The 26,351-nt window shown below is 61.0% G+C and carries 24 protein-coding genes; 13 read left to right on the forward strand and 11 right to left on the reverse strand.

Annotated features, from left to right (window positions below):
- Positions 1–142: 142 nt before the first annotated feature.
- From G6N82_RS04960 to G6N82_RS04980, 5 genes are all read left to right on the forward strand, one after another.
- Positions 143–1,486 (forward strand): MFS transporter, encoded by a 1,344-nt coding sequence (locus G6N82_RS04960; protein ID WP_165194319.1) that lies wholly within the window; start codon positions 143–145, stop codon positions 1,484–1,486.
- Positions 1,487–1,615: 129 nt separating this feature from the next.
- On the forward strand, positions 1,616–3,178 hold the full coding sequence (locus tag G6N82_RS04965) for an FAD-binding oxidoreductase (RefSeq protein ID WP_165194321.1): 1,563 nt from the start codon (positions 1,616–1,618) through the stop codon (positions 3,176–3,178).
- 164 nt (positions 3,179–3,342) lie between these two features.
- On the forward strand, positions 3,343–4,797 hold the full coding sequence (locus G6N82_RS04970; protein ID WP_241255201.1) for an aldehyde dehydrogenase family protein: 1,455 nt from the start codon (positions 3,343–3,345) through the stop codon (positions 4,795–4,797).
- Between the two features lie 70 nt (positions 4,798–4,867).
- Complete coding sequence (locus G6N82_RS04975) at positions 4,868–5,971, forward strand: class I SAM-dependent methyltransferase (protein WP_165194323.1); 1,104 nt, start codon at positions 4,868–4,870, stop codon at positions 5,969–5,971.
- A 10-nt stretch (positions 5,972–5,981) separates the two neighbouring features.
- Complete coding sequence (locus tag G6N82_RS04980; RefSeq protein WP_165194325.1) at positions 5,982–6,275, forward strand: hypothetical protein; 294 nt, start codon at positions 5,982–5,984, stop codon at positions 6,273–6,275.
- 6 nt (positions 6,276–6,281) lie between these two features.
- On the opposite strand, the gene G6N82_RS04985 is transcribed toward G6N82_RS04980, so the two are convergent.
- The 6 genes from G6N82_RS04985 to G6N82_RS05010 are packed head-to-tail and all read right to left on the reverse strand — an operon-like array spanning position 6,282 to position 12,302.
- Positions 6,282–7,028, reverse strand: a complete 747-nt coding sequence (locus tag G6N82_RS04985; RefSeq protein WP_165194327.1) for an SDR family NAD(P)-dependent oxidoreductase — start codon at positions 7,026–7,028, stop codon at positions 6,282–6,284.
- Positions 7,021–7,809, reverse strand: a complete 789-nt coding sequence (locus G6N82_RS04990) for an alpha/beta hydrolase (RefSeq protein ID WP_165194329.1) — start codon at positions 7,807–7,809, stop codon at positions 7,021–7,023. Before G6N82_RS04990 ends, G6N82_RS04985 begins: the two co-directional genes overlap by 8 nt.
- A gap of 44 nt (positions 7,810–7,853) precedes the next feature.
- A complete protein-coding gene (locus tag G6N82_RS04995) occupies positions 7,854–9,362 on the reverse strand; it encodes an aldehyde dehydrogenase family protein (RefSeq protein ID WP_165194331.1) in 1,509 nt (502 codons plus the stop codon).
- 41 nt (positions 9,363–9,403) lie between these two features.
- Positions 9,404–10,321, reverse strand: a complete 918-nt coding sequence (locus G6N82_RS05000) for a polysaccharide deacetylase (RefSeq protein WP_165194333.1) — start codon at positions 10,319–10,321, stop codon at positions 9,404–9,406.
- Between the two features lie 8 nt (positions 10,322–10,329).
- Positions 10,330–11,097 (reverse strand): arylmalonate decarboxylase, encoded by a 768-nt coding sequence (locus G6N82_RS05005; protein ID WP_165194335.1) that lies wholly within the window; start codon positions 11,095–11,097, stop codon positions 10,330–10,332.
- Positions 11,097–12,302: an NAD(P)/FAD-dependent oxidoreductase gene (locus G6N82_RS05010; protein WP_165194337.1), complete on the reverse strand. Its 1,206-nt coding sequence runs from the start codon at positions 12,300–12,302 to the stop codon at positions 11,097–11,099. Before G6N82_RS05010 ends, G6N82_RS05005 begins: the two co-directional genes overlap by 1 nt.
- A gap of 179 nt (positions 12,303–12,481) precedes the next feature.
- Here G6N82_RS05010 and G6N82_RS05015 point away from each other — a divergent pair, with 179 nt between their 5' ends.
- From G6N82_RS05015 to G6N82_RS05025, 3 genes are read left to right on the forward strand one after another with little or no spacing between them, the layout of a single operon-like run.
- Entirely contained in the window at positions 12,482–14,080 is a 1,599-nt protein-coding gene (locus tag G6N82_RS05015; RefSeq protein ID WP_165194340.1) for a GMC family oxidoreductase N-terminal domain-containing protein, read from the forward strand.
- A gap of 7 nt (positions 14,081–14,087) precedes the next feature.
- Positions 14,088–15,530: an NAD(P)/FAD-dependent oxidoreductase gene (locus G6N82_RS05020; RefSeq protein ID WP_165194343.1), complete on the forward strand. Its 1,443-nt coding sequence runs from the start codon at positions 14,088–14,090 to the stop codon at positions 15,528–15,530.
- Between the two features lie 25 nt (positions 15,531–15,555).
- A complete protein-coding gene (locus tag G6N82_RS05025; RefSeq protein WP_165194345.1) occupies positions 15,556–16,200 on the forward strand; it encodes a hypothetical protein in 645 nt (214 codons plus the stop codon).
- A 12-nt stretch (positions 16,201–16,212) separates the two neighbouring features.
- On the opposite strand, the gene G6N82_RS05030 is transcribed toward G6N82_RS05025, so the two are convergent.
- The 5 genes from G6N82_RS05030 to G6N82_RS05050 are packed head-to-tail and all read right to left on the reverse strand — an operon-like array spanning position 16,213 to position 20,630.
- A complete protein-coding gene (locus G6N82_RS05030) occupies positions 16,213–17,133 on the reverse strand; it encodes a VOC family protein (RefSeq protein ID WP_165194347.1) in 921 nt (306 codons plus the stop codon).
- A gap of 35 nt (positions 17,134–17,168) precedes the next feature.
- The gene (locus G6N82_RS05035) at positions 17,169–18,212 is read right to left on the reverse strand and encodes a DUF1838 family protein (protein WP_165194350.1); all 1,044 of its coding nucleotides are present in this window, start codon (positions 18,210–18,212) and stop codon (positions 17,169–17,171) included.
- Positions 18,213–18,257: 45 nt separating this feature from the next.
- A complete protein-coding gene (locus G6N82_RS05040) occupies positions 18,258–18,773 on the reverse strand; it encodes a DUF3598 domain-containing protein (RefSeq protein WP_165194352.1) in 516 nt (171 codons plus the stop codon).
- A 22-nt stretch (positions 18,774–18,795) separates the two neighbouring features.
- A complete protein-coding gene (locus tag G6N82_RS05045; protein ID WP_165194354.1) occupies positions 18,796–19,203 on the reverse strand; it encodes a nuclear transport factor 2 family protein in 408 nt (135 codons plus the stop codon).
- Positions 19,200–20,630 (reverse strand): MmgE/PrpD family protein, encoded by a 1,431-nt coding sequence (locus G6N82_RS05050; RefSeq protein WP_165194357.1) that lies wholly within the window; start codon positions 20,628–20,630, stop codon positions 19,200–19,202. The genes G6N82_RS05045 and G6N82_RS05050 overlap by 4 nt, the downstream gene beginning before the upstream one ends.
- 117 nt (positions 20,631–20,747) lie before the next feature.
- Here G6N82_RS05050 and G6N82_RS05055 point away from each other — a divergent pair, with 117 nt between their 5' ends.
- Genes G6N82_RS05055 through G6N82_RS05075 form a run of 5 tightly spaced genes read left to right on the forward strand, consistent with a single transcriptional unit; the run spans position 20,748 to position 26,332 of the window.
- Positions 20,748–21,983, forward strand: coding sequence for an MFS transporter (locus G6N82_RS05055; protein ID WP_165194360.1), 1,236 nt, complete (start codon positions 20,748–20,750; stop codon positions 21,981–21,983).
- Positions 21,984–22,007: 24 nt separating this feature from the next.
- Positions 22,008–23,228: a class I SAM-dependent methyltransferase gene (locus tag G6N82_RS05060; protein WP_165194363.1), complete on the forward strand. Its 1,221-nt coding sequence runs from the start codon at positions 22,008–22,010 to the stop codon at positions 23,226–23,228.
- Positions 23,228–24,511 carry a serine hydrolase gene (locus G6N82_RS05065; RefSeq protein ID WP_165194365.1) on the forward strand — a complete coding sequence of 428 codons (1,284 nt, stop codon included), beginning with the start codon at positions 23,228–23,230 and terminating at the stop codon, positions 24,509–24,511. Before G6N82_RS05060 ends, G6N82_RS05065 begins: the two co-directional genes overlap by 1 nt.
- Positions 24,508–25,455 (forward strand): alpha/beta hydrolase, encoded by a 948-nt coding sequence (locus tag G6N82_RS05070; RefSeq protein WP_165194368.1) that lies wholly within the window; start codon positions 24,508–24,510, stop codon positions 25,453–25,455. The genes G6N82_RS05065 and G6N82_RS05070 overlap by 4 nt, the downstream gene beginning before the upstream one ends.
- On the forward strand, positions 25,445–26,332 hold the full coding sequence (locus G6N82_RS05075) for a hypothetical protein (RefSeq protein WP_165194371.1): 888 nt from the start codon (positions 25,445–25,447) through the stop codon (positions 26,330–26,332). Before G6N82_RS05070 ends, G6N82_RS05075 begins: the two co-directional genes overlap by 11 nt.
- The last annotated feature ends 19 nt before the right edge of the window (positions 26,333–26,351 follow it).

A 26,351-nucleotide genomic window follows, 5' to 3' on the forward strand; every position in this document is an offset into this window, starting at 1 on the left:
GCTACTGAGCTAATGGATCATGCGGACTCAGAAGGATAAATTGCGCATCGTCCTGTTGCGAATTTGTCCCACATTGGTCGCAGTTCTGCGCAGCAGGGGCTCTTACGGGCACGCGCGAGGGGAAATTGGGGGTAATTGAACCATGACCAGTACCGAGCCTAGCGGCAGCGACGCATGGCCCTCCCTATCACGTTCGTGGGCCATGGTCGTACTGCTGACGATTGCCTATATTTTCAGCTTCGTCGATCGCTATATCCTTGGCCTGCTGATCGAGCCGATCAAGGCGGATCTGTCGCTGAGCGACGAGCAGATCGGCTGGCTGATCGGCTGGGCCTTCGCGATTTTCTATGCGACGATGGGGCTTCCGCTGGGGTGGCTGGTCGATCGCAAGCGGCGCACATGGATCGTTGCGGCGGGGATCGCGGTGTGGTCGCTGGCGACTGCGGCATCGGGACTGGCAAGCAAGTTCTGGCACCTCTTTCTGGCCCGAATGGCGGTGGGCGCAGGAGAGGCAACACTCAGCCCGGCGGCCTTTTCGATGATCGCCGACAGCTTTCCGCCTGACCGGCGGGGCAAGCCGATCGCCTTTTATTCCGCCGCCCTGACGCTGGGCGCTGGGCTCGCATCGCTGATCGGCAGCGCGGTGATCTCGTGGGCGAAACGTCACGACACGGTTGCAGTCCCGCTGTTGGGTGAAATGGCGCCATGGCAGGCAACCTTCATCGCTGTCGGATTGCCCGGCGTTACCCTGGCGCTTGTCTTCCTGTTCCTGCGTGAACCGGCGCGCCGCGCGAGCGAAGCTGAGGCTGACAAGCTGGCCGGCAACGGCCTGCGCGATGCGCTGCAGTATGTGGCTGCCAACGGGCGGCTGTTCGGCGGATTCGTCGCGCTGGTCTGCGTGATGACGATCATCGCCTATAGCCAGGCTTTCCTGCCCTCCACCTTTAACCGGATCTGGGGCTGGGAAGTGGAGTATTACGCTTTGGTCAACGGGCTTGTCATGCTGGTGATCGGACCATTGTCAGTGATGGGAACAGGCTATTTGTCCGACCGGTGGAGCCAGAAAGGGCTGCGCATCGCGCCGTTTCGACTGCTGATGATTGGCTACGGCGTCATGCTGGCCAGCGGGGTACTGCCCTATTTCATGCCCAGCGCACCGCTCGCCTACACCATGCTGGCGATCAATACCGTTGGCATTGCCATGGTATCCGCAGTCGGCGTCACAGCCTTGCTGATGATAACGCCGGCATCGATCCGCGGGCAAATGGTCGCGCTCTATTACATGGTGGTGAGCATGGCGGGGCTGCTGCTTGGCCCGACCACCGTAGGCACCCTGTCCACCCGCCTGCTGGGCGAGGAAAACATCCATTATGCGCTCGCCGCCATTCCGGTGATTTACGGGATTGTGCCCGCGCTACTGCTGCCCGGCACATATCGCCTCTATAAGCTGCATGTCGAACAACATAGGCATGACCAAGGGCCTTGAGAACGACCGCCATGTTCGTTGTCCGGATAGGTGGGCACACGCGCGTGGCAAATTACCCGATCACTGTTCAAAAGCGTGTGGCAGCGCATCGCTTTGACGGTGCCGGAAACCTCAATTGGAGGCTAATCAATGGCAACACTTGCCGAACTGTCGCTTATTTCCACCTTGCGCGACACCGGCGCCGAGGTTTTGGACGACCCTGGCTCGCTCGATTTCTACGCGCACGATATCTATTCGCGCGGTGCCGATCTTGCCGCCATCGTGCGTCCTGCCAACACCGGGCAGCTCGCCGCCGCAGTCAAAGTGGCAATCGAAGCGGGCCGCCCTGTTGCCCCGCGCGGCGGCGGCATGAGCTACACCGGTGGCTACACCCAGCAACAGCCCGGCGCCGTGCTGTTCGACCTTGCAGCATTGGACCGGATTCTCGACATCAACGAGACCGACATGACGGTCAAGGTCGAGGCAGGCTGTACCTGGGCCAAGCTGTACGAGGCGCTCCAGCCAATGGGGCTGCGCACCCCGATGTGGGGTACTCTTTCCGGTCTGAAGGCCAGCATCGGCGGGGGGATGAGCCAGAATGGTATCTTCTGGGGATCGAGCCGCCACGGCTCCGCCGCGCTCAGTTGCGTGGCACTCGAAGTGGTCCTGGCCGACGGCACCGTCATGCGGACGGGCAGCGAATTCTCCCGGCCCTACGGCCCCGATCTCACCGGCCTGTTCTGCGGCGACACAGGGGCGCTCGGCATCAAGGCCACTGTCACGCTGCGGCTGGTGCGGGAAGCGGCGCACAACGCCTATGCCAGCTTCGTGTTCGACGATCATGCGAGCTGGCTGGCTGCGTCATCGGAAATCGAGCGCAGCGATATTGCCACCGAATGCTTCGGTTTCGACCCTAACCTCAATGCCCTGCGCATGAAGCGCGACAGCCTGAGCAGCGATGCCAGGCAGCTGGTCGGCATGATGAAGAAAGAGGCCGGATCGGGTGGCGGCGTGCTGAAAGCGCTCAAGGAAGGCGCAAAAGTGGTCGCGGCTGGTCGCGATTTCCTCAAGGATGCCAGGTTCTCGCTGCACGTCCTGGCCGAGGGGCGGATCGCGGCAGCTGCCGAAGCCGATATCGAGGCGGCCCGTGCGATTGTACACCGCCACGGCGGGCGCGAAGTCGAAAACTCCATCCCGAAAATCGTGCGCGCCAATCCGTTCGGGCCGTTGAACTCCATGCTCGGCCCCGATGGCGAACGCTGGGCGCCGATCCATGGACTGCTGCCGCACGGCAAGGCGCAGGATTGTTACAATGCGATCAATGCCCTGTTCGATCGTCACCGTGACGAGATGGAGCGGCTCGGCATCCATATCGGCACGCTCGTTGCCAATGTCGGGGGGCAAGGCGTCATCATTGAGCCATGCATCTACTGGCCCGATGCCAGCAATCCGCTGATCCGCGACACAGTGGAAGACTCGCATCTAAAACGTTTGCCGAAGCTTGCAGCCAACGCCGAAAGCTGGGCGCTGACGCAAAAACTGAAGCGCGCGCTGGTCGACCTGTTCTTCGAGCACAAGGCCGTGCATTTCCAGATCGGGCGCACCTATCGCTATCGCGAAAGTCTCGATCCGGCCGCGAACGCGCTGTTACAGTTGCTCAAGCGCCAGCTTGATCCGAAGGGCTTGATGAATCCAGGCTCGCTGGGACTCTAGCGAAGTGGCGGGCCGATTCCAGAAAGGCGTTCGATTGACAATCGGTCTTCTGGAACCACGTTGCTATCCACTGGACGATCAGGACGAACGTGCCGCATCAGTTCCCTTGTTGATTTGACTAGATGAAATTCCTCGAAGTTTCGCGCAGCTGAGAAGGTAGGTTGATGCTTACGGAATTCGCCATTTCCACTCCGCAGAACGCGGCAGCTGCGGCCTTTCTTGGCCGCAAGACACACCGCCACCTGATTGGCGGCGAATGGGTCGAGAGCAGTTCGGGCGAGTATTTTGAGACCTTCGACCCTGCGACTGGTAAAAGCATCGGCCAGTTGGCGCGCGGCTCCGCCGCAGAGGTGGACGCGGCGGTAGCGGCAGCCAGAAAAGCCTTCGAAAGCGGGCCGTGGCCCAAGATGCTTCCGCTCGAACGCAGCAAGCTGTTGTGGCGGATCGCCGACAAGCTGGAAGAGAATATCGACGAGCTGGCCGAGTTGGAGACGCTCGACCAGGGCAAGGCGCTCTATGTCGGGCGGTGGGCAGAAATCCCCGGAGCGATCAACCAGTTCCGCTATTTCGCAGGGCTCGCCACAAAGATCGAAGGGGCGACCATTCCGACATCGATCAATTACCAGCCCGAGGGCAAGGAAGTCTTTGCCTACACCCAGCATTTGCCGGTCGGAGTGGTCGGCGCGATCGTGCCGTGGAATTCGCCGCTGGTGCTGACCGCGATGAAGCTAGCTCCTGCGCTGGCGGCGGGATGCACGGTCGTGCTGAAGCCGGCCGAAGACACTTCGCTCACCGCTGTGCGTCTGCTCGAGCTTATGCAGGAAGCCGGGCTGCCGGATGGTGTCGTCAACCTCGTGACGGGGCTCGGAGCCGAAGCTGGCGCGGCACTGGCCAAGCATTCGGGGGTCGATAAGATCGCCTTCACCGGCTCGACCGCAACGGGCCGCGCCATTCTCGACGCCGCCAAGGGCAACCTCAAGCGGGTCACGCTGGAGCTTGGCGGCAAGTCCCCGGTCATCATCATGGACGATGCTGATCTTGACGCGGCCATTCCCGGGGCCGCCAATGCGATCTTCTTCAACGGCGGGCAGGTTTGTATCGCCGGCTCCCGCCTTTACGCCCATTCCTCGGTGTTCGACCGCGTCGTTGAAGGGATCGCGAAGCAGGCCGAAGCGATCAAGCTGGGCCACGGCCTCGATCCGCAAACGCAAATGGGGCCGCTCGTCTCGAAACACCATGCGAGCAAGGTCGCAAGCTACATCGATGATGGGCGCAAGGCCGGGGCCAGTGTGCTGGTCGGCGGCGAGACCTGTGGCCCGAATGACAGCTTTGTCGTTCCGACCGTGCTGACCGATGTCACGCCCGACATGTCCGTAGTGCGCGAGGAAATCTTCGGCCCGGTGGTGGTGGCGACCCGGTTCGATGAGCTCGACGCGGTGATCGCTGCCGCCAATGACAGCGACTATGGCCTCGCCGCGGGATTGTGGACCGAAAGCCTTTCCACCGCGACGCGCACCGCGCGCCGCCTTGAGGCTGGAACGGTCTGGATCAATAGCCATGCCATGTATGATCCCTCACTGCCCATCGGCGGCATCAAGCAGTCGGGCTGGGGGGCGTGACAGTGGCCAGGTGGCGATCGAGAACTATCTCAATCTCCAAACAGTCTGCGCAATAGTGTAAGGAGACGTCATGACCCACATCGCCGAAATCTATAGCGCCGATCATGACGAAGCCGCACGCCAGGCCTTTGTCGGCGCACTCAAGTCGCATGTGAACGGCCCGATGGAGGCCGACCTTGCCGAACTGTACGAAAAGAAGCTTGCCGCGCGTGATAGTGGCCAGCTCGACGATGTTATCGCCTTGTACGAGCGCGAAGCGCCCTATCAGCTCTGGGGTAGCGCAGTGTACACCTCGCAGGATCTCCTGTGGGAATCGGTCGGGCAGACGGTCGACCGGGTAACGCCCGAATTCGATGCGCGCTGGCAGGCGCTGCAGGATCGAGGAGAAACGCTAGGCTCGCTCGTGCTCGATCCGGAGCTTGCCCTTCCTGAGCCAATTGCCTCGCGCGAAATCCATCGCCAGCCGGGCGGCTATTTCCACGAAACCGGCCCCGACGACCTGATCTCACCCCTGCTCTATTTTTCCAGCGTCGAGCTCTATCGCGCCGCAAAGGGCCTTGGGACCAATGCCAAAACCGGCCAACCCGGGATGGCACCGTTGATGCTGAAGGTGCTGGGCGAGAAGTTCACAGGGTTTGCACCCAAGCGTATTCTCGATCTTGGCTGCGGCCCGGGCACGGAAACACTCGGTTTTGCCCGCGCATTCGAGGGTGCAGAGGTTCATGGCCTCGACCTTTCGGCGCCGTTTTTGCGCTTCGCCCACCTGTGGGCAGAGGAGCACGAAATTCCCGTCCATTACCGGCAGGGCAATGCCGCGTGCACGCCTTATCCTGACGGGCATTTCGACCTCATCGTCTCACATATCCTGTTCCACGAGACATCGCATGAGATCCTGCCGCAGATCATGCAGGAGGCACAGCGCCTGCTCGCACCCGGCGGCGTATTCCTCAATGCCGACGTGGCCTACCAGATGCACCGTATCCCGGTTCCCAAGCAGGTCACCAACGCCTGGCAGGTTGCCTACAATGGCGAGCCCTTCTGGCGCGGTTTCGCGGAGACCGACGTGACTGACGCCATGCGCGCGGCAGGTTTCGACGAGGACAGGATCTTCGCCGATTACATCCCGCTCGGCAGCGGCGACTATTTCATGTTCGGCGCCAGCAAGGCGGGCTAAGGCAGCAGGCATGAGCAAACCCGACCAGCCCGGCGCGATTTCCCTGCTGAACGATCCTGACCGCAAGAAGCCGCAATTCCTGGATAACCCGGGTCAGGACAAGGCAGTCGCTGCAATCCTGCGGCTCGCGATGGAAATTTCGGTCCTGCGCGACCGGATCGACACGCATGAAGCCCTGGCCGAGCAAAGTGGGGCCTACACCGCCCTGGATGTGGAATCCTACAATCCCGATCCGGAGCGTGCGGCCAGGCGCGCCGCGCGCCGCAAAAGCCTGATCGAAGGGTTGATGCACGATCTTTCCTGAACCGGCTCAGGCGGTCCGGCCGCCATCGACCGGTATGACGCTGCCGGCGAGATAGGCCGGCGCTTCGCGCAGCAGCCAGTCGACCACTTCGGCGATCTCCCTCATCTCGCCGAACCGCCCCACCGGCGTTTCTTGCCGCAACCGCTCGAACAATTCGGGCATCTGCGCTTCGAACTGGCTGAATTTCTCGGTCGCGATGATGCCCGGCGCAATCACATTGATGATCACGTTCTGGCTGGCGTATTCCAGCGCGGCGGATTTGGTGAGCCCGATCAGTCCCCATTTCGCGGCGGAATAATCGCTCATGTTGCGCGTGCCGCGCAGCCCGCCGGTCGAGCTGTTGTTCACGATCCTTCCGCCGCCATTCGCAAGCATCAGCGGGATTTGCGATCGCATCAGGTAGAACACGGCACTCAGGTTGACCGCTAGCGCATCATGCCAGCGTTCCAGCGGTGTTTCATGAAGCGGCGAATCTCCGAAAGTATGGCCCAGATTGTTGAACGCCCCATCGAGCCGGCCATGGGAGCTGGCGATCTGTGCGATCATGGCTTCAACCGACTGCGGATCGGCCCCGTCGAATGCCATCGCTTCGGCCGACCCTCCCGCCGACCGAATCCGCTCTGCTGCCTCTTCAAGCGGCTCGATCCGGCGCGCGGCCAAAATGATGTGCCCCTCGCCCTGCCCGAGTTTGAGCGCGGCCAGCCGCCCCATGCCCGAACTTGCCCCGGCCACCAGGAATACCGGCCTATCCATGTTCAACCTCCTTGAGGAACCGGACGATCGCCGCAGCCTTGTCTGCCAGCCCGTGGCAATCCGTCGCCATTCGCGCGCCCGGAACCAATCGCCCCAGTTCTTCATTCGCGTCCTGCAACGGCCCTTCCGCCTCGCCAAGGATCAGCGCAGGCACCTTGAGGCGCGCTAGTGCATCTCTCGCCTCGTGGCGAAAGACAGCTTCATAAGGCTGGTGATAGGTCGTGAGGTTGTTCAAGATGCCCACGGTCAGCTCGTGCAGGATATCCGCGTCGAACCTGCCGCCAGCGCGAATATGCGCCGCATCCTTCCTGTAATGCGGGAAGAAGATCATTTGATCACGAATATAACTCCACGCCCAATGGAACTGAGCGCCATTCGGGTCGGGTTGCTGCGGCGGGGCATAGACCTCAAGAAATTCGCGGCGTGTTACCTCGTCCAGCAGCGCAACCCCATCGAGCACCAAGGCCGCGACCCGCTCTGGCTCTGCCAGTGCCCATTCAATCGCAATATGCGCGCCGGTGTGGGTGCCATACAGCGCCAATTTTTCGATCCCCAGTGCGCTTGCCCCGCGCGACAGCATGTCGGCATAGTCGGCCACCTCCGGCTGCAGCTGAAGCGGCAGGCAGGACTGACCATTGCCGGGCGTGTCGAAAGCATAGAGCGGGTGACGCTCGCCCAACTGCCGCATCAATGGTTCGAGTGCTCCCGAGTTGGCGGGCGACGCATGCATCAGCACAAGCGGCAGGTCGCCCGACTGTTCGTTCTTGCACCGCAGGTGCAATTGCCCCTCGGCAATCGCGGCATAGGCCCTGGCGAGCGCGCCGCTCAGGAGAGAGTCCCGCCCACCTTCGGCAGGTCGAGCGGCTCTTGCGGGATCATCGTGGTCTTCTCTTCAGTGAATAGCTCGACCGACCCGGGCAGGCCGTCACGCCCGATCCCCGACTGCTTATAGCCGCCAAAGGGCGCACGCAGATCGCGCGACATCGGCGTGTTGACCCACACCGTTCCGGCCTGAAGTTCGCGCCGGGCGCGCATGACCGATGGCAAATCGTTCGACCAGATGTAGCTGACCAGCCCGAACTCGCTGTCATTGGCGCGCTGCAGTGCATCGTCGAGATCGCGCACGCGCTGAACCATTGCAAAGGGGCCGAACACCTCTTCCTGGCAAAGCCGCGTCGAATTTTCGAACGCTTCCACTACCGTTGGCGCAACGTAATAGCCGCGCTCGAACCCCTCGGCCCGCTTCGCACCTGTCAGCACGCGGTAATCGGGGCTGGCATGCGCTTCCTGTGCGAACGAGAGCACGCGTTCGTAATGCGCACGGAACGCCATCGGGCCCAGCTCGGTATCGGCAGCGAACGGATCGCCAACCTTCACATTCTCGACCCTGGCGACCAGCGCCTCAATGAAGCGATCGGCAATCGAATCCTCGACCATGATGCGCGATCCGGACAGGCACTGCTCGCCATTGCCGGCCAGGAAACCCAGAATCGTCCCATCCAGCGCGCGCTCGAAATCGGCCGATGCCAGAACGATATTGGCCGATTTGCCGCCCAGTTCCAGACCGACCTTCTTCAAGCCGGAAGCGGCATCGGCCATGATCCGTTTTCCTGTTGCGGTGCCGCCGATGAAGCCGACCACGTCGATGCCAGGATGCCGCACCAGCTGCGAGCCCACGCTGGCGCCGGGCCCGGTAACCACCTGCACCACGCCTGGCGGAAGGCCGGCTTCCTCCAGGATTTCGACCAGCCGCATGATCGCCAGCGGGGCATATTCGCTCGGCTTTACGATCACCGAATTGCCCAGCGCGATGGCTGCAGCCATCTTCATCGAACCCAAGACGAGCGGCGCATTCCACGGAGCGATTAGCAGCCCGACACCGACCGGTTCGCGCGTCACGATCGAAAGATAGCGCCCGGTCTGCTCGTAACTTTCGCCCGAGAGCGAGGTGACAAGCTCGCCAAAGAACCGAAAATTCTCCGCCGTCCGCGACACATGCATGCCGCGAATTTGCGCATAGGGAATCCCGGTCTCCAGCGCCTGTAGTGTTGCAAGTTCATCGGCATGGGCGAGCACCGCGGCTTCGCATTTGGCGAGGATGCGCGCGCGGTCGGCAGCAGTCAATTTGCGCCAGGGGCCATTAGCAAACGCATGGCGCGCCCGCGCGACAGCAGCGTCGACCTGCGCTTCGCTGGTATCGGGCACATCCACCAGTGGTTCTTCGGTGGCCGCGTAGATCAGCCTCGATTGGCCCGGCTGAGCCTCCCCCGCAGCCCAATCAAGGCCGTGCGGCAGAATTGGCGTACCATGCGGCAGGTTGACATCAATCTTCACTCTATGTCCTCCCACAGCTCTGCCAGCCTTTGCATCGATCCCTAGCCAAGCTGTCCGGGAAAGTGATCCGCGTGGTGCTCGACATACCAGTCGGCAATCTCCTCGCGGGTGGCCCACCAAATCCCGTCCAGACCTTGCGCGAATTCGATGAACTCGCGCAACGCACGGATTGTATAGGCTCGGCCCGAGACATGCGGATGCAGGCCAATGTTCATGATCCGGCCGGTCTTTTCGCCTTCCTTGTGCAGCACCGTGAGTTCTTCGATCAGCAGATCTCGATACTCGTCGGTCGTGCGCATGTTGCGGGTCAGGATCGTGAAGTCATTGATGACGTTGGAATAGGGGGTCGCGACGATCGGCCCGGCATCGGTGCGGATCATATAAGGCTGATCGTCATTCATGATGTCGCAGTAGGCCTTGAACCCCTCTTCGACGAGGATGGTCGGGGTATTGAGCGTGCCGCGCAAGGATGAGGACAGCCATACCTTCGGCTTCCTGCCCGCGTGTTTCTCGTACATCTCGACCGAACGCTGGATGATGTCGCGTTCGGTATCGATGTCATCATGGAAGTCGGTCAGCAGTTCGCCCTGTTCGTAATTGTGCGCGATCAGTTCCCAGCCACGCTCAAGGCAGGCATCGGCCATCGCCTTGCGCCGCTCGAAGGTCACCGCGTTGACGGTGCAGCCGGCTTTGGCGCCCATCTCGTCGAACATGTCGAACATCCGCCACACGCCCACGCGTTGGCCGTATTCGCGCCAGGAGTAGTTGGGATAGTCTGGAATCCGGCCGGCCAGCGCATTCGGCAAAAGCGCAGGCCCCCCGGCGTAATACGGCTGGTCCGTGTCCTTGACGAGATCCCAGGTCTCCAGGTTGAAAGTGAACATGAGCGCCACTTTCGCACCGTTCGGCCAGCGCAGCGGTGCGCGCTCGGGAAGCGGGACATAATCGTATTCGAACATGCGATATCCTAGAATTCGGCCATCAGCCGGCCTAAACCGGTCTTCTGGTCCATAATGCCGTTCTGGCGCAGCGCGTTCCAATAGGTCGCGGTGTTGATCGCGATGACGGGCTTGCCGAGCCATTCCTCCGCCGCCGCCGCAAATCGCACCATGGAAAGGTTGGTGCCAACCTGGACCAGCGCGTCGACATCGTCGCCATCGAGTTTCTTGAGTTCTTCGCGCAGGGTGGCGGTCGGCACTTGCGCAATGGCGGTCCAGCTGGGGCATTTGAGGCAGGTATCGCGCACCACTTCAATCCCGTGATCGGACATGAAATGCGCAACCTGCGCGTTGGCTGACGGGTAATAGGGCGAAATCACCGCAATCTTCTTGATGCCGCCATAGGCATTGAAGGCCTCGATCAGCGATTGCGAACCGGTGCAAAGTTTGAGGCCACTCGCCTCCTCAATGTTCTGGCGCCACTGCTCCGCACCCTTCGCGCCGCCGTAGAATGTAACGGCGCTCATCCCCATGACCAGGTAATCGGGGTTGCAGGTCAGCACACCGCGAACCGCATCCAGCGTGTTACGGCTGATCTCCAGCGTGCCCGCCATAAAGGTCTCGTCCGAAATGGCATTGGCATCGTCCACCACGATGCGGCTGTAATGATTGGTCACCCCGCGCACGCGCAGGTCGTCGAAATCCGGCTGCACGATAGTGTTGGTAGACGGCCCCAAGACACCGAACAGCTTGCGATAGCCCTGGACATCCGGATTGGGTCTTGGCCGGACAGGCATCAGCTCATTTCCTTCTCTTTTTCCAGGCATTCGATCATCGACTGTCTTAGCAGGAATTCCCGGCGACGCACCGGATCGTCGCGGATTGCAGCCATTTCCGCCTTGCGCCTGGCGTGCAACTGGCCGTCACCTTCCTTCAGATACTCCATGTTGCGAATCGTCTGCGCTTGGATGAAATCGTGGGTGGTGGTGCGGCGCTGATGCTCGAATGCCTTCAGTTCGGTGTCGGCATCCGCCCCGTGCTGGTAGATCCGGATCAATCGCTCACCGAGATTGAACGCATCGTGGATGCCGGAGTTCATTCCGAAACCACCGATCGGGTTGTTGAGATGCGCAGCATCGCCGATGAGTGCGGTGCGACCGGTCAGGAAGCTTTTCGCCACCCGCTGGTGGACGCGGTAGATCGTGCGATGCTGGGTCTCCACCTCTTCGCCTTTGCCGATCAACCGCTCGAACACTTCGTTCTTTTTGGCATCAGCCAGCAGCTCTTCGTCCGGCGCATCCATGCTGGCTGGGACCAGCACCCGCCACAAGGACGGCACGCGCAGCAGCACCATCCATTCTTCCGGGTCCGACACATAGTTCACATAGGCGAGGTTTTCGATGTGCTGCTCGAGCGGCTCTTCCGTGGTGAAACACAGGAACTTTTCGGGATAGGTGAATCCGGCAAACTGCGTCCCCAGCCATTTGCGCACTGTGCTGTTCGAGCCATCGGCGCCGATCAGATAGTCGGCCCTGATCTTGAGGATCGCAAAGGGGGTTTCGGCATAGACCGTCACGTCCTCGCTCGTCTGCTCGAGCGCCACCACCCGGTGATTGAACAGCACCTCGGCACCAGCCTGTTCGCGCACCTTTTGCGACAGCATCCGCGAAAGATGATATTGCTCGCACTGGATGCGATAGGGATGGCGCGTGACATCGGCGAGTTCGCTCATGTCGAAATCAATAACTTCACCGGTGCGGCGTTCACGGAAGTGATAGACCGGCGCCTTCAATCCCATTTCGATCAGCCGCGGCGTGATGTCGAAGCGCTCCAGCATTTCAAGCGTCGGTGGGTGAAATGTCGAGGCCCGCAGATCCAGCGCGCAATCCGCACCGTCTTCGAGCAAGACCACATCGACCCCGCGACTTGCCAGCATAAAGGCAGCAACCGTCCCGACAGGACCTGCACCGGCCACAACCACCTGTGTGCGGATCTCTTGCATGCTTTTCAGCTCCATTCAAAACTGACCTGACGGACGGCAGAGGCCGCGCAGGACACCGTTGTCCTTGGGGGGTAGCTTCGAGCACACGACCAATCGAAAGCGGTTATCAACTTAGCCGCCATGCGAACAACAATGATCGACCGATTGGGCGATAGCCAACTTGTGGCACTGACAAGGTGATGGAAGAATTCGATTACATCATTGTCGGGGGAGGATCGGCGGGATCCGTTCTTGCCAATCGTCTCAGCGAAGATCCCGCAGCCAGCGTCCTGTTGCTCGAAGCGGGTGGAGAGGATCGATCACCCTTCATCAAGGTCCCAGCCGCGCTGATCAAACTGATCGGCAATCCGAAATATGATTGGGGCTTCCAGGTTGAACCTGATGCTAGCCGCTCCGGCCGCCAGGATTATTGGCCGGCTGGCAAAGTCCTCGGCGGAAGCAGTTCGATCAACGGCATGCTGTATGTCCGCGGGGCATCGCAGGATTTCGATGCCTGGGCCGCAGGTGGTAATGCAGGTTGGAGCTTTGCCGATTGTGAGCCCTATTTCCGCAAGCTTGAGCATTGCACATTCGAGGTCGGACAGGAACGGGGCGCGTTGGGGCCACTGGCAATCAGTCATTTGCGAACCCGGCATCCGCTGGCAGAGCCATTCGTGGCGGCGGCGCTGGCAGCCGGTTTGCAGTCGAATGACGATTACAACGCAGGATCGCAGGAAGGGATCGGCCCGCCGCAGCTGACCCAGCTGAAGGGACGGCGCTTCAGCGCTGCCGACGCCTATCTCAAGCCGGCGCGCGGGCGCGCCAACCTATCAATCCGAACGCAGACGCAAGTGACCCGGCTGACATTCGAGGAATCTCGCGCGAACGGAGTTGAATTTGTCAGCCGCGGCAAGCTGGGCGAGGCGAAAGCGCGGCGCGAAGTCATCCTGGCCGCCGGAGCGCTGCAGTCGCCCAAGCTGTTGATGTTGTCGGGCATTGGTCCTGCGCAAGGGCTCAAGGAACTAGGTATCGATATCAGGATCGATAACCTGCATGTCGGCGCCAACCTGCGTGAGCATCCCAACGCCCAGCTCGGCTTTGCGGTCGACCAGCGAACCTTCAACCAGGAGATCAATAGCGTCCGCATCGCCTGGCACGCGCTGCGCTGGCTGGTCGCAAGGCGCGGGCCTGCGACAAGCCCCTACCCACATGCCGTGGGATTCTATCGCTCAAGTCCGGACAAGTCGTCACCAGACATCCAGCTGCTGTTTGGCCCATTCGGTTTCGAACTGACCCCGCAAGGTGTCGCACCTTCGCGCAATCCGATGGTCACACTGGTGGTCGGTCTTTCCTATGCAAGGAGTTCCGGCAAGCTGAGCTTGAGCAGCGCCGATTGGCGTGACAAGCCCCGGATCGAGCTGGAAATGCTGTCAGATCCGCAAGACGTCGCAGATCTGACCGCGGCGTGCCGGATCGCGCGGAACATCATGGAACACCAGCCGATCGCCGCCCATGCCAAGGCCGAGATGACACCCGGCAGGGAAGTGCAAAGCGATGCCGAGTGGGAGGAATATCTGCGCCGAACCGTCGATCCGACATATCACCCCGTCGGCACCTGCCGCATGGCGCCCGATATCGCACAAGGCGTGGTCGATCCGCAGCTGCGCGTGCACGGGGTGCAAGGGCTGCGCGTTGTCGACGCCAGCGTGTTCCCCGAACATGTCAGCGGAAACACCAACGGGGCGGTCATGATGGTGGCCGAGAAGGCCGCAGACATCATCAAAGGGAAGGCAGGCTAAAGCGAACATGGCAAAGAGATCGGTATTCATCAGCGGCGGCGGTCCAGCAGGCCTGGCCGCTGCGCTATTGTTCGACCAGCTTGGCTGGGACGAGATCGTGCTGGCCGAACGCCGCCCCTCCCCCAGCGATTTCGAAAAAAACAAGAGCTTCAACTACCTGGTGGATCGGCGCGGGTTGCGCATTCTCGAACGCCTCGGAATTGCCGATCGGATGTATCAATGCGGTGTCGATACGACCAATTTCACTGCCACTACTATCGCCCCGGATGGTTCCGTCCATACCAGGGTGGTTCCGATCATCGATCCTGATCGCCCGACCTGCTTCTGGACCACCCGCCGCGCACTCCTGACCATGCTCTATTGCGCGATCGAAGAGAAGGGTTCGGAACGACTCCGGGTCCTCTACGGACATGGCGTTGCCGGCATCGAGCGGAGCGATGACGGAAGAGTAAGCGTAAAGGTAGAGAACCCGGCAGGGGACATCGAAGCCTTCGCACCGGATCTCATACTTGCCTGTGACGGGCTCAATTCGGCCATCCGCGCAGCCTTGATCGAACAATCGGAAACGCCAGCCGGCTTTTTCGACATGATTGCGGGGGACTCGATCAGCACCGGCCTGCGCTACAAGGTGCTGAACCTTCCGTCCCAGTTCACGGCGGCAGGCGGTAAGGTCGCGGTCAACGACAACCGGATGAGCTACATCATTCCTTCTCGCCACAAGGACCGGCGAAAAGCCTGCGCATTGTACGCTTTCCCGGTCGTCGATCCCAGCCATCCACGCAGCGTCAACCTGATCCGCGAAGGCGACCATGAGTTGTGGACGCTCAAAAGTGGCGAAGAGCTTCTGGCCTGGATGGAGGACTCCTTCCCGCAGCTGGATGTTCGCGCACTGGTCTCTCGTGAAGAGGCCGACGACTTTGTCGGGTTGGAAGCGGGCGCATTCCCGGCACCGCAATATGCCCGCAATTTGCACATCGCGCTTGGTCCGGACAGTGCGAAAACCCAGGTATTACTGATCGGCGATGCCGCACACGCGTTCCCGCCCGATCTTGGCCTTGGTGTCAATGCGGCGCTGCAGGATCTCGACATTCTTGCGAAGGAAATCGATCAAGCTGGCTCAATCGAACAGGCTGCTACCAGATATGCCAAGATGCGTTGGCCAGAAGCACGCGATCTCGTGTGGGTGGTCGAAAAAACCTTTCCGGAGCAGTACAATCATCGGCCGCTGCGCCTGAAACTGTGGGCACTGGGATTTTTCGGCCGCTGGGGCCTGCACAAGCTTGCGCCCGGCCTGTTCGACAAGCCCGCTTTCCTCCTCAGTCAGGATCCAGACATGCCATATGGCGAAATGAAACGGCGCAAGCTGCGCACTGACTTTCGCTTTCGGGCTCTGGTCGGCGGTATAGCCGCAATCCTGACTGCTGGGCTGGCGACCCTAACCTTCAGTTAGGCGATCTGGCCGAGAGGAGCCGCGCATGAAACGGTCGATCAAGGTATTCCTTATTTGCGGATTGCTGGCCGGCTGCGCGCATCCCGCACAAAAATCGGTCGCGCCACTCGAAAACGAGTTGGCAGCTTTGCTTGATCTCCTACCCGGTACATTTGCTGGCGAGGCGCCGAAGGGCATGAAGCCGGGCGCCGAAATCCACATGCTGGTTCACAGTTTCACCCCGGTGGTGGCGCCCCAATTCGGCGAGCAAGTGCTCTATTACCAGGTAACGCGCGGCACCGCTGAGGGGCCAATCCTGCAAGCAAAGATCTTCGTCTTTGCGACCGAGCCGCAACGGCCAGCCAACACCATGCATGCGCTGGTCCTTGCACCCGAACAGGCTGAAGCCCTGCGAAGCCGAGATGCCGCCGACTGGCAGCAGCTTGCGCCCGACCGGCTAATGTCCTTTCCCGAGACATGCTTTTTCACCTGGACGCGGCAAGAGGACGGTTTTGTTGGCGAAGGGTCAGACACTTGTTCCTATGCCAGCAAGGCATTCGGCCAGACAATCACGCCCGACATGCGTTACCGGATATCCCGCGATGCCTTTGAACTTGAAGAAACCCTGACCGGCGAGGATGGCGGCATTATCGTGACGACCGGAGGCACACTTGTCACCCGGCGCCAATAAGGCTCGTCCATGTCAATCTTCAGCGATTTCAACCAGTTCGATCAGTTCACCGGCCGGGCCAAGAAACGTAGCCGCCCGCGCACCGAAATAGGGGGCGCCTCTTCGCACTGACGGAGGCTCCAGCCATTCGACCGAGCACGCATCTAGATCGCGCACGGCCAGCGTTACCAATGCATTGCCCGGGGGCAGCATCCCAGCCCGCGACTTCCGCGGGCGCGCTGCGGCGGGGTAATCGTCGATCTCCAGCAGCGGCTCCAGCCCGCGATGGATCATGCTGATCGTCGTCTTTGTATCGGGCGCGAGATCGAACGCGCGATTGATCATGGAATAGGCGAGCGTGTAATCGGGCCCGCGATCCATCCCCAGCCGTTCCGAGTAAAAGGCAGCGCTCGCTACGCGATCGGGCGTCGCCAATACGCAGATAAAGATCCGGTCGACCGGGCATTTGGCGCGGGGTAGCCGGGCGTCCGACGGATCGCGCAGCACCTGGTTGAGGTAAAGCATCTCGCGCCCTGTCCCCAACACTTGCATGGGGATGAAGGTGGGCTCGAAATTGTCGAGGTGGCGCGGCGGGCCGACAATCTCGAAATGGTCGGGCGGCAGCTTGTCCGGCCATTGCCAGACATCCTCCACCGTCAATTCGAAAGCGGCCCAGCCATAGGTCGTGGTCGGCTTGAATTCAGGATCGGCGGGTTGCTCTACCAGCCGCAGCCAGCAGGGCGCATCGCTGCGCGGCTTGAGCACAGCCATCCGCGCATTGGCCACGCCCGGGCAGCCCCAGCTTTGGGCCAGCGCGGTCGAGACGTTCTTGACCGCGACCAGTTCCAGGCCGAGCGTATCGCGATAGGCCGCGATCGCCCGGTCGAGATCGGGAACCGTCGAAAGCCCGCCAAGGATTGCCCCGTGCCCGATCGGCGCAATCCCATCTGGCATGCCGCCGCGTGCCCCCGGCACAGGCTAAACCCCGATCAGAACGGCAGCTTCGGCGGCGGGGCGACGGGCACTACCCCGTTGACCAGCGGCGCCGGTGTCTGTTCGCGCGAATACATCTCGAGCGATGACAGCGAGTCCTTCTCCCACGCGTCAGGACCGGGAGCCTCGAGATATTTGGGATAGTGTTTGGCCGCGTATTCAACTGCAACCGGATCGGCATACTCAAGCGAGTCCACCGCGCCGAAATGGCAGGTGTAGAAGCAATGACCATCAGTCGGCCCCATCAACATCCACGGCAGCCACGGTGTAATGCGGTTCCACACCCCGCGCGCCTTCACTGCTGTCAGGCTGGGATCCTGCATCTCGTCCCAGTTGAAGTGATAGAGGAACATCTCGCTCACCCGGTTGAACTTGCCCGGGCTTTCGCGCGGCCACTTTTCCGGCTGAAGCGCAGATGGATAGAACAGGTTGATCCGCCGCGAGAGGTTCAAGTCGTTGCCGTGGCGCTCCCAATTGAGGATCATCGGCACCTTCTTGGGCTTTTCGGTATTCAGACCCCCATAAGTCGGTGGCGGAGGATTGTAGGCAGTAATCAGCTCATTGAACGGATCATTGGCGATCGGGACCACCCGCACGCGCTCCTCGAGATAGGGGTTCTGCCAATATTCCATGATCTCGCCGGTCTCAAGGTCGGTATAGAAACCCACCTCGCGCAGCACCTTGCGATATCCGGGATATTCGGGATCGTTCGAGGGCAGCAGCTTTGCTGCGCTGAAACCGGTGAAGCCGAACAGGTCACGCACCTTTTCGTTCGGCCGTGCGCCATGCACGACGCCCTTGAACCAGCCAAACTTGGTCGTCTCCATGTCGATATTGCCGTTGGTCCGGCCGATCGCCTCGCGATTGCCCTCGGGTGTGGTGAGATCCAGGTAATCGCCGACAAGGCTCGTTTCCATTCCCTTGCCGCCATGTGCGCCCTTGTGGCTGTGACCCATGGTCATAGCTTCGGCGGCGGCATGGCCCAACACGAGGGATGAGGCGCCTGCGGCACCTGCCATCATGAAATCTCTTCTATGCATCTGTCATTCTCCTGAATCGGTCGGTTTGCACTGCAGGGCGATACTTCAGTCAGTCGGCGCGTCGTGATTGGTCCAGTTCTGCCAGTCATCGGACACGCGATGTTCGTCGATCAGGGTCCGCTGATAGCATTTGCCATCGCGGAACCATTGCCACACACGGCTGCGGAAATTGTGGCTCTCATCGACCTGGATCATCTCGTAGAGGTATATCCCGGGTTCGTTCTTGCGCACCCAGTTGAGACAGGTGGAAAGGTTCTGGTCGTCAGGCTGCATGGCGGCCGCCCACCCCTTGATCAGGTCATTATCCCACCAGATCCGTCCGTCGGCGTAATTGGCAGGAAATTCGCGCACTTCGACCCGGCCATCTTCCCAGAAATAGTGATTGGTCTGGTGATAGTCCGCTGGCTTGCCATCTTCCGGCAGGCGGCAGATCAGGCGAGAGCGGTGCTGGTCGATCAATTCGCCGGTGGCCGCGTCGTAATAGCGATACCACCCTTCCCACACGCCCTCACCGGCTGCGAGGAGCGGCATGTTCTTTGCGATTTCTGCTTTGGTGGCCATCCTATTCTCTCTTTCTCGAAGCTTAGCTGCGCCCGACCTGGAACCCCTTGTCGAGGGGTTTGGTGGCAATGATGAGCACGCGGGAGATCTGGTGATCGTCATCGAACTCGAAGAAATTGGCGTTGCGCATTTCCGTGACCTCACCTTGGTCGTCGGTCAGCGTCACCGTGAAGGTCGCAGCCAAGCGCTTTTCCAGCGGGTCGGGCACCAGCGTGAAATCGTGGAAATTGATCTTAGCGAATGTCTGCGTGAAATCCTCAAGGTGCACGATCATGTCATGCGCATCCTTGTAGACGAGATCGGACGAGGGAATGATCATCGGGCATTCCGGCGTAAAGGTTTCGCGCAGGCGGGCGATATCCTTCGCGTTCAGGGCCAGGAAGAAGCCCTCCAGCGCCTGCCGGATCATCCGTTCTCGGTCGAGCGTCATGCACTGCCTCCAGTCTGCGCCAGGACAAGCTCGCGCGCTTTCTGATCCAGCGGAGCGCTCTCGAATGCAGCCATGAATTGCGCTGGATCGCCCTTCCAGCCGCCGGCAGCGAAGCACCGTGCGATCTTGTCGATCCGCTGTGCTGCGCTCAGCGGGTGCCCCGGCGCACCAAGCGGCGCATCGACAAAACGCTGCATTTTGGTGCCGTCCTTGAGCGTCACGGTCACTGTCTGCGGCCCCAGCGCATTGGGATCGGGATTGTCATCGACTACGCATTCGATCCTCTGTGCGAGCGCGGCGACATCATCCTCGCCGATGAAAGCATCGGTAAAGCGGACCGGATCGATCGTGCGATCGAGCAGCATGCGCGCGACGATATATTCAAGGCACAGCCGCGCATAGGCTGGCGACATCTTGGGCGACCATGGCCGCGAGACCAGCAAACCGATCAGCGAAGGCACCTCTGCCCGCACCAGTGCCACGTCCTCGGCATCGAAATCCCGTTCTGCCCGCAGCTCGAGCAGCGCCGTCAGCACCGCCTGTGTTGCCCGTCCTGCCGGGAACGGCTTGTGCGCCATCTCCGTGATCTTCCACGGACTGCCCCATTGCGCGAGCGCCCCATCGAGATCCTCCGGCTGTTCGATCAGCGTGAAATAGCCAAACTTCCCGCTGACAACTTCATGCGGACCGGTAATGCCATGCGCAACCAGATCGGCGGCAGTGAGCGCAGCGCGCGCGGCGAATCCCACCTGTAAGGCCAGCGCTTCCGAGCCTTCCCAATGCGCTTGCATCGTGCCGCCCACCTGCGAATACGCCAGCCCGAGGACGTTGTGGAGTTGTTCCCGATCGTAGCCGCGCAGCTTGCCAACTGCCATCGCCGCACCCATCGTGCCCGCCGCCGAGGGCCTGAAAAAGCGGGGTGCGGTCGCGGCTGCCGAGCCGAAGAAGACCGCCGTCTCCACCCCGACAGCAAAGGCCAGCAGCAGGTCGCCATAGGTCGCGTCGCTCGATGCAAGGTCTGCGTGCAGGGCCGCAATGGTCGCACAAAGCGCGATGACAACAGAGGGTTCGTGCAGGCCGTCCCATTCGAGGCAGTGAATCTGGAAGCCGTTGATGACTGCCGCCTGGTGTGCCGGCAGGGCAATGTCGGGCCGGCCCAGGCAGCCGACATGTCCCGCTCCGCCAACAGCTTGCATAGCAGCAAGCACTCCATCGGCAGCCGGGTTGCATTTGCCGGCAATGCCGACCGCTAACGTGTCCGCCAAGAATATCCGTAAGGCGTTGATTGCGGCTGGATCGAGCGAACCGATATCAGCCTTTGCCACCAGCTCGATCAGCCGCGCACTGTGCGTGTCGAAGCCGAAACGACTGTCCGCACGCGTGCTAGGGGGGAGGAGACAAGCTGCATCGCTCAGCCGAATTGCCAAGTCCCTGCCGCTCCAGCGATGCTGCCCCGGCAAATGCTCGACAGGCGGACATCCAACAGTACGGCAGGTTTCGCGCACGCAAAAAAGGCAATGTAAGGCGCTGAAGGGAAGACAGATATGGCATCAGAATTCCGCAAGGGCTGGAAGCCATTGGCGGCAGCAACGATTGGCGTTGCCTGCGGCTCTTCGCCGATTCCCTTCAACGTCCTTCCGATCGTGATCGGGCCCATCAATGCCGACCTGGGCTGGAGTTTCTTCGAAATCAGCGCAGCGGTAACCATTTACGGCATCATCGGCGCCTTGCTGGCTCCGGTCATCGGGTCGCTGGTGGACAAGCACGGCGTCAAACCGGTTGCACTGACCGCCTTGGGCCTGTTCGGCGTCAGTTTCGCCTCAATGTATTTCGTTCCGGCGTTCCTGCCGGCATTCTACATCCTTTGGGCGATCATCGGGATTGTCGGGATCGGGTCGACGCCGGTGTCCTGGAGCCGCGCGATCAGCATGTGGTTTCATGCCAACCGCGGGCTAGCGCTTGGGATCCTGTTGCTCGGTACAAGCTTGGCCGCGCTGGTCGTACCCCAATTGAGCAATTTTGTGCTGGAGAAGTCCGGCTGGCGGACAGTCTTTCCCGTGGTAGCCTTGTTGCCGCTCCTCGTAGCGCTCCCGCTGGCGCTGGTTTTCTTCCGCGAACCCAGGCCGGACGAAATGCCAGAGCAAGCCCTGGGAGAAGGCGGTGTATTGCGAGGATTTACACGGAACGAGGCGCTCCGCTCCTATCGCTTCTACGTCCTTTTCGGCAGCATCTGCCTGGTCGCGCTCGCCTATGGCGGCGCGCACATCCATATGGTCCAGATTGTCGTCCTGAAGGGCTTTGACACGACTTTTGCGGCAGGGGTCATTTCTGTTGTCGCCATCGGCATCTTTGCCGGTCGCATCATAGTTGGCGCGTTGTTTGACCGTTTCTGGGCGCCGGGCATCGCATTCCCTGTTCTCTGCCTGCCCGTAATCTCCTGTATCCTGCTTGTCAGCGGCACCAATAGCGAAGCGCTCATCCTGGTTGCGGGCTTCTTCCTTGGCTTTGCGGCCGGAGCGGAGTCCGATGTCGTCGCGTTCATGGCGGCGCGGTATTTCGGGATGATCGAATACGGCCGGATTTACGGCCTGCTCTACATGCCGTTCGGGATCTTCGCTTCGATTTCCCCATTGTTGTATGGCATCGTGCGCGACCAGACCGGATCCTATGACCTGATGCTGATGGTCAGCATGGTCTTGTTCGCGATTGGCGGTGGAATCTTGCTTACACTGGGGCGTTATCCCGAACTTCCTGCGGCGCGTTCGGCCGCACCCGCATAATTACGACCTTACCGGAGAAAATCCATGACCGATATCAGCATCGCACCGCCCTATACGGAAGTGCACCAGCATGATGTCTTTCCCAAGCCTAACCATGACGAAGCGGCGAGGTACAATTTCCTCGCAAACTTCAACCGCTACATGGCGCAGGCACTCGGGCCCGGTAATGCACTCGCTTACGAAAAGCGCGTACTGCCGAAATTCATCGCCGAACATGGCCGCGAACCGAACAACCGCCACGAAGTGCGCAAGGCTATGAATGCAGACCCGTATCACCGGATGTGGTCGGCGTTGCGGCGCAATTCGATGGAATTCCGCCAGCAGAACGGGCGCGGCATTGTGCTGCGCCAGCACGCCGAACTTTCGGAAAAGATACGCGAAGCCAATGGCAACGGCCCCGGGCTGGAGCTTGACCCAACGATTTCCACCCCGCGTTATCAGGATGCCGTAGATATCCATTGCATGCCGGGAAGCTATCACGGGGAAGAATGCCCTGGCGATTTCTCAGCGGGTGCAAATTACGACAGTGGCATCTTCGCGACCACGGCGGGCGGCATTGGCGCGCTGTCCGACGGTGCGGGGCAGGCCATCGTCGACTGGATCAAACGCACCCGGCCGGGCTGGCAGCCGCGCCGCGTGCTCGATATCGGTGTGACAATCGGGCACAATATCGTCCCGCTGGCGCTGGCGTTTCCGGAAACGGAGATTGTCGCGATAGACACCGCCGCACCCGTGCTGCGGTATGGCCATGCCCGTGCTCGGGCGCTGGGCGCGCACAACATCACTTTCATCCAGGCCAATGCGGAAGACCTGTCGCGCTGGGCGGACGGGCATTTCGACTGGGTGCAAACCACCATGTTCATGCACGAAACCAGCCGCTCGGCGCTGCCCCGGATCATGGCCGAGGGGTATCGCGTGCTCGCTGAAGGCGGGCTCATGCTGCACCTCGAGCAGCCGCCCTACAAGCCGGAAATGCCGGTCTACGAGCAGTTCATCCGCGACTGGGATTCGTTCAATAACAACGAGCCATTCTGGAGCACGGTCCACACGCTGAACCTTACCGGCATGATGCAGGATGCCGGGTTCGACGAAAGCGAAGTGTTCGAGGATCACGTCAAGGCCGTGGTCGATCGCAGCGTTTTCACCGCCACCGCCGACGAGGGCGAGAAGGAAGATCATGGTCGCGCCGCAGCCTGGTATGCGCTGGGCGGATGGAAGGGCAGTCACGGGGAAGCCGCCGCCTGATGCAACGGGCCAACAGCCGTAGCAGGATCGAGGCAGCGCTCCACCGCGCTGAAATCTGCCTGGCGGCTTGCTTGCTGGGATGGTCCGCACCGTTGCTGGCGCAAGATTTTCCCCCGAATGTCTCAAACCCGGACCAAGCAATCACTGACTGGCGCTACAACGATCCCGTCTTTTTCTGGCGCTTGGCCTCGCAACCCGAAGACCCGTTCGAACCACCTGACTGGTTCTACTGGCCAGACGCGGTGATCGAAGGCGCCCCTGCCCCCTTCCTGCCGCAGGTCGAGCAGGGGCGTGAGACCATTTCGCCCGCCGCACTGCGGGATATGGAAGCTTGGGCCGAGGCACGGAAAAGCAACGTCCTGATCGTGATCCATAAGGGCCAGGTACTGCTCGAACGGTACTGGAACGACACCAGGCCCGACCAACTGCTTAACGGTCGGGCCATCTCCCGCTCGGTCACGCCGATGGTTCTGGGTTTTGCGGCAGAGGACGGCAAATTGTCGCTCGACGATCCGATCGGCAAGTTCATCACCGAATGGCAGGAAGATCCCCGCGGGAAGATTTCGATCCGCCAGCTTGCCCAGAATGTATCCGGCCTGGAAGTCGCCAGGCAAATGCCAGCCGACCAGATCGAAGGAAACAAGGACCTGTGCCTCGTTTATTGCGGCGATGTGGTTCGTGCCGCTCTCGCCTACGATCTGGTGACCGCGCCTGGCACCAGGTTCGAGGTCGCGCAGGAAAACATGCAGCTGCTGGCGCTGGTCATCGAACGGGCAACCGGCACCCCGATCCAGACGCTCGTCTCGCGGCACATCTGGCAGCCGATGGGCGGATCTAATGCGACATTCCAGTTCGACCGGCCCGGTGGCACCGCCCGCACCATGTGCTGCATGCGGGCAACGGCGCGCGACTGGACGCGACTTGGCGTGCTGCTTGCCAATCAAGGCAAATGGCAAGGGCGGCAAGTGGTGCCGGCCAGCTGGATTGCGACCATGGCAACGCCATCAGCCCGCAACGCGAATTTCGGGCTGGGCCTGTGGCTTGGCTCACCCTTTGTCGAAATGCGTGGCTATTTCGAAGGTCAGCCAGGGGTCATCCCGCAGTCCGAACCGTTCCTGGCTGACGATGTCAGGATCATGGAAGGCGGCGGCTTCCGGATCGTTCATGCTGTGCCTTCGCAAGAGCTGGTGATCTTCCGCCACGGCCAATTCGTGGATGATTGGGACACGGCATTTCTGGTGAACACGGCGATCCGCGGGATGCAAAAAGGCAAACGCCGATGACCCGTTTCTGGAAAGCCGCGCTGGCGCAAGCCGCGATCCTGCTCTCGCTCCTCACGGGATCGGTCGCCCAAGCGGAGACCTTTTACGTCGAAGGCTATCAAGGCGTGCCGCTGGCGGTGACGGTCGAAGGGCCTGAAGACGGGCCCGAAATTCTGTTTCTGCACGGGATCGGGATGGGCGCGGACAGTTTCAGCCCGCAGCTCCGATCTGATCTTGCAACGCGGTATCGCATGGTCGTGTTCGACCTGCGCGGTCACGGTATGTCAGGCAAACCATCCGAAGCGGAAGCCTACACCTTGCGCGACGTCTGGGCGGGCGATGTCAGCCGCGTGATCGCGGCAACCGGACTCAAGCGGCCGATCGTCGTCGCGTGGTCTTATGGAACGCTGGTAACGGCCGACTTCCTTCTGGCCGAAGGGACTGACAGCGTTTCCGGGTTGGTCATGGTGAGCGCGCTGGGCGGGCTTGTCACTCCAACGCCTCAAGCTGCGCCAATCGACCCGCAGGTGACGCAGGACATGGCCGAATATTACAACCTGCGCCAAAGCGTGTCGCTGACGGATCAGGAAGCCGCAGTCAGTATCCTTGCTCCGCTTTTATACGAGGCAACCGAGGATGGCCCCTCACGCGAATGGCAGGAGCGGGCGCGGCTGCTCGGCCTGATGGTCCCGCCCTATGCGCAGCCATTCTTGCGCAAGCATCCCAGCGATAACCTCGCGTTGCTGCCGCAGCTGAAGGAGACGCCGCTGCTCGTTGTGCATGGCGTATCGGACTTTGCCGTCAACCCGGCCGACATCGCGACGCTCCAGGCCTATTTGCCGCAAGCGCGCGTTCTGACCGTCGATCCGGGTGGTCATTCCCCCTTCGCGGAGCGGCCTGAGACATTCAATGCGGCGCTCGCTGCATTCGTCGACGAGAATTGGAGAAGCCCCCATGATAAGTAGACGCAGCTTTGTCGGTTCCGCCGCCGCTCTTTCAGCAGGTAGTGCGATGCTCAATTCCGGGACAGCAATGGCCAAGAAGGCGCAAGCGCAACATTGGCCCGAAAATCCCAAGATGACGTCGCAATTCGTGGAATTCGACGATCCGATCGAGGAGTTCGAAGCCCATTTCCGGATCGAGCGTGACCTGGTGGAGCACCAAGGGACAGCGCTCACATGGTTCTACTGGATGGTCTACATGGTGCCTGGCGACCGTCCGCCCCTGCCGATGCTGCGCTACGAAGGATTGGAGTACAGCTATTTTCGCAAGGTGGCGGACCACACCTATCGCATCCATGCGCACAATATCTCGGTGCCGATGAGCCTGGAAACCAATGATTACATGGAATCCATGGTCAACCCATTGACCGGCGAGACCATCGCCACACCGACCAACCTGCTGCTCAACGATCCAGGCACTGTGCATTCGCCCAAGGGGTTCCGCAATGTCTCCAGTGATGGCTCGCGCTACACCGTCCCCTATCGCCAGTTTCGCCTTGAGAACGGCAAGATGAAACTCGACAGCATTCGCTCGGCCCCGCCCGACTGGCCGCTCAATCACATGGAAAGCTCTATCCAGGAGGTCGACTATGACGATTTCATGGACAAGAGCATCACCAGCCTCGCGACCAAATCGACCGGGGTCTACGTCTTCCCCTATTCGAAGTGGATGAACATGGGCGACAGGCCCGGCCATCTTTTGGGCTATTGGGATGCCTACAAGATTCCGAGCGTGCAGCACTTTCCGGACAAGTTCCTGAGCAAACTGGAACGCGATCATCCCGATCTTCTCGAACCAAGGTGGGATGACTTCGAACGGCCGGTTTCGTTTGAGTACTAACATCGGCGATTTGACCGAG

It is taken from the genome of Altererythrobacter sp. BO-6 (genome assembly GCF_011047315.1).
In the GTDB taxonomy this organism is placed as follows: domain Bacteria; phylum Pseudomonadota; class Alphaproteobacteria; order Sphingomonadales; family Sphingomonadaceae; genus Erythrobacter.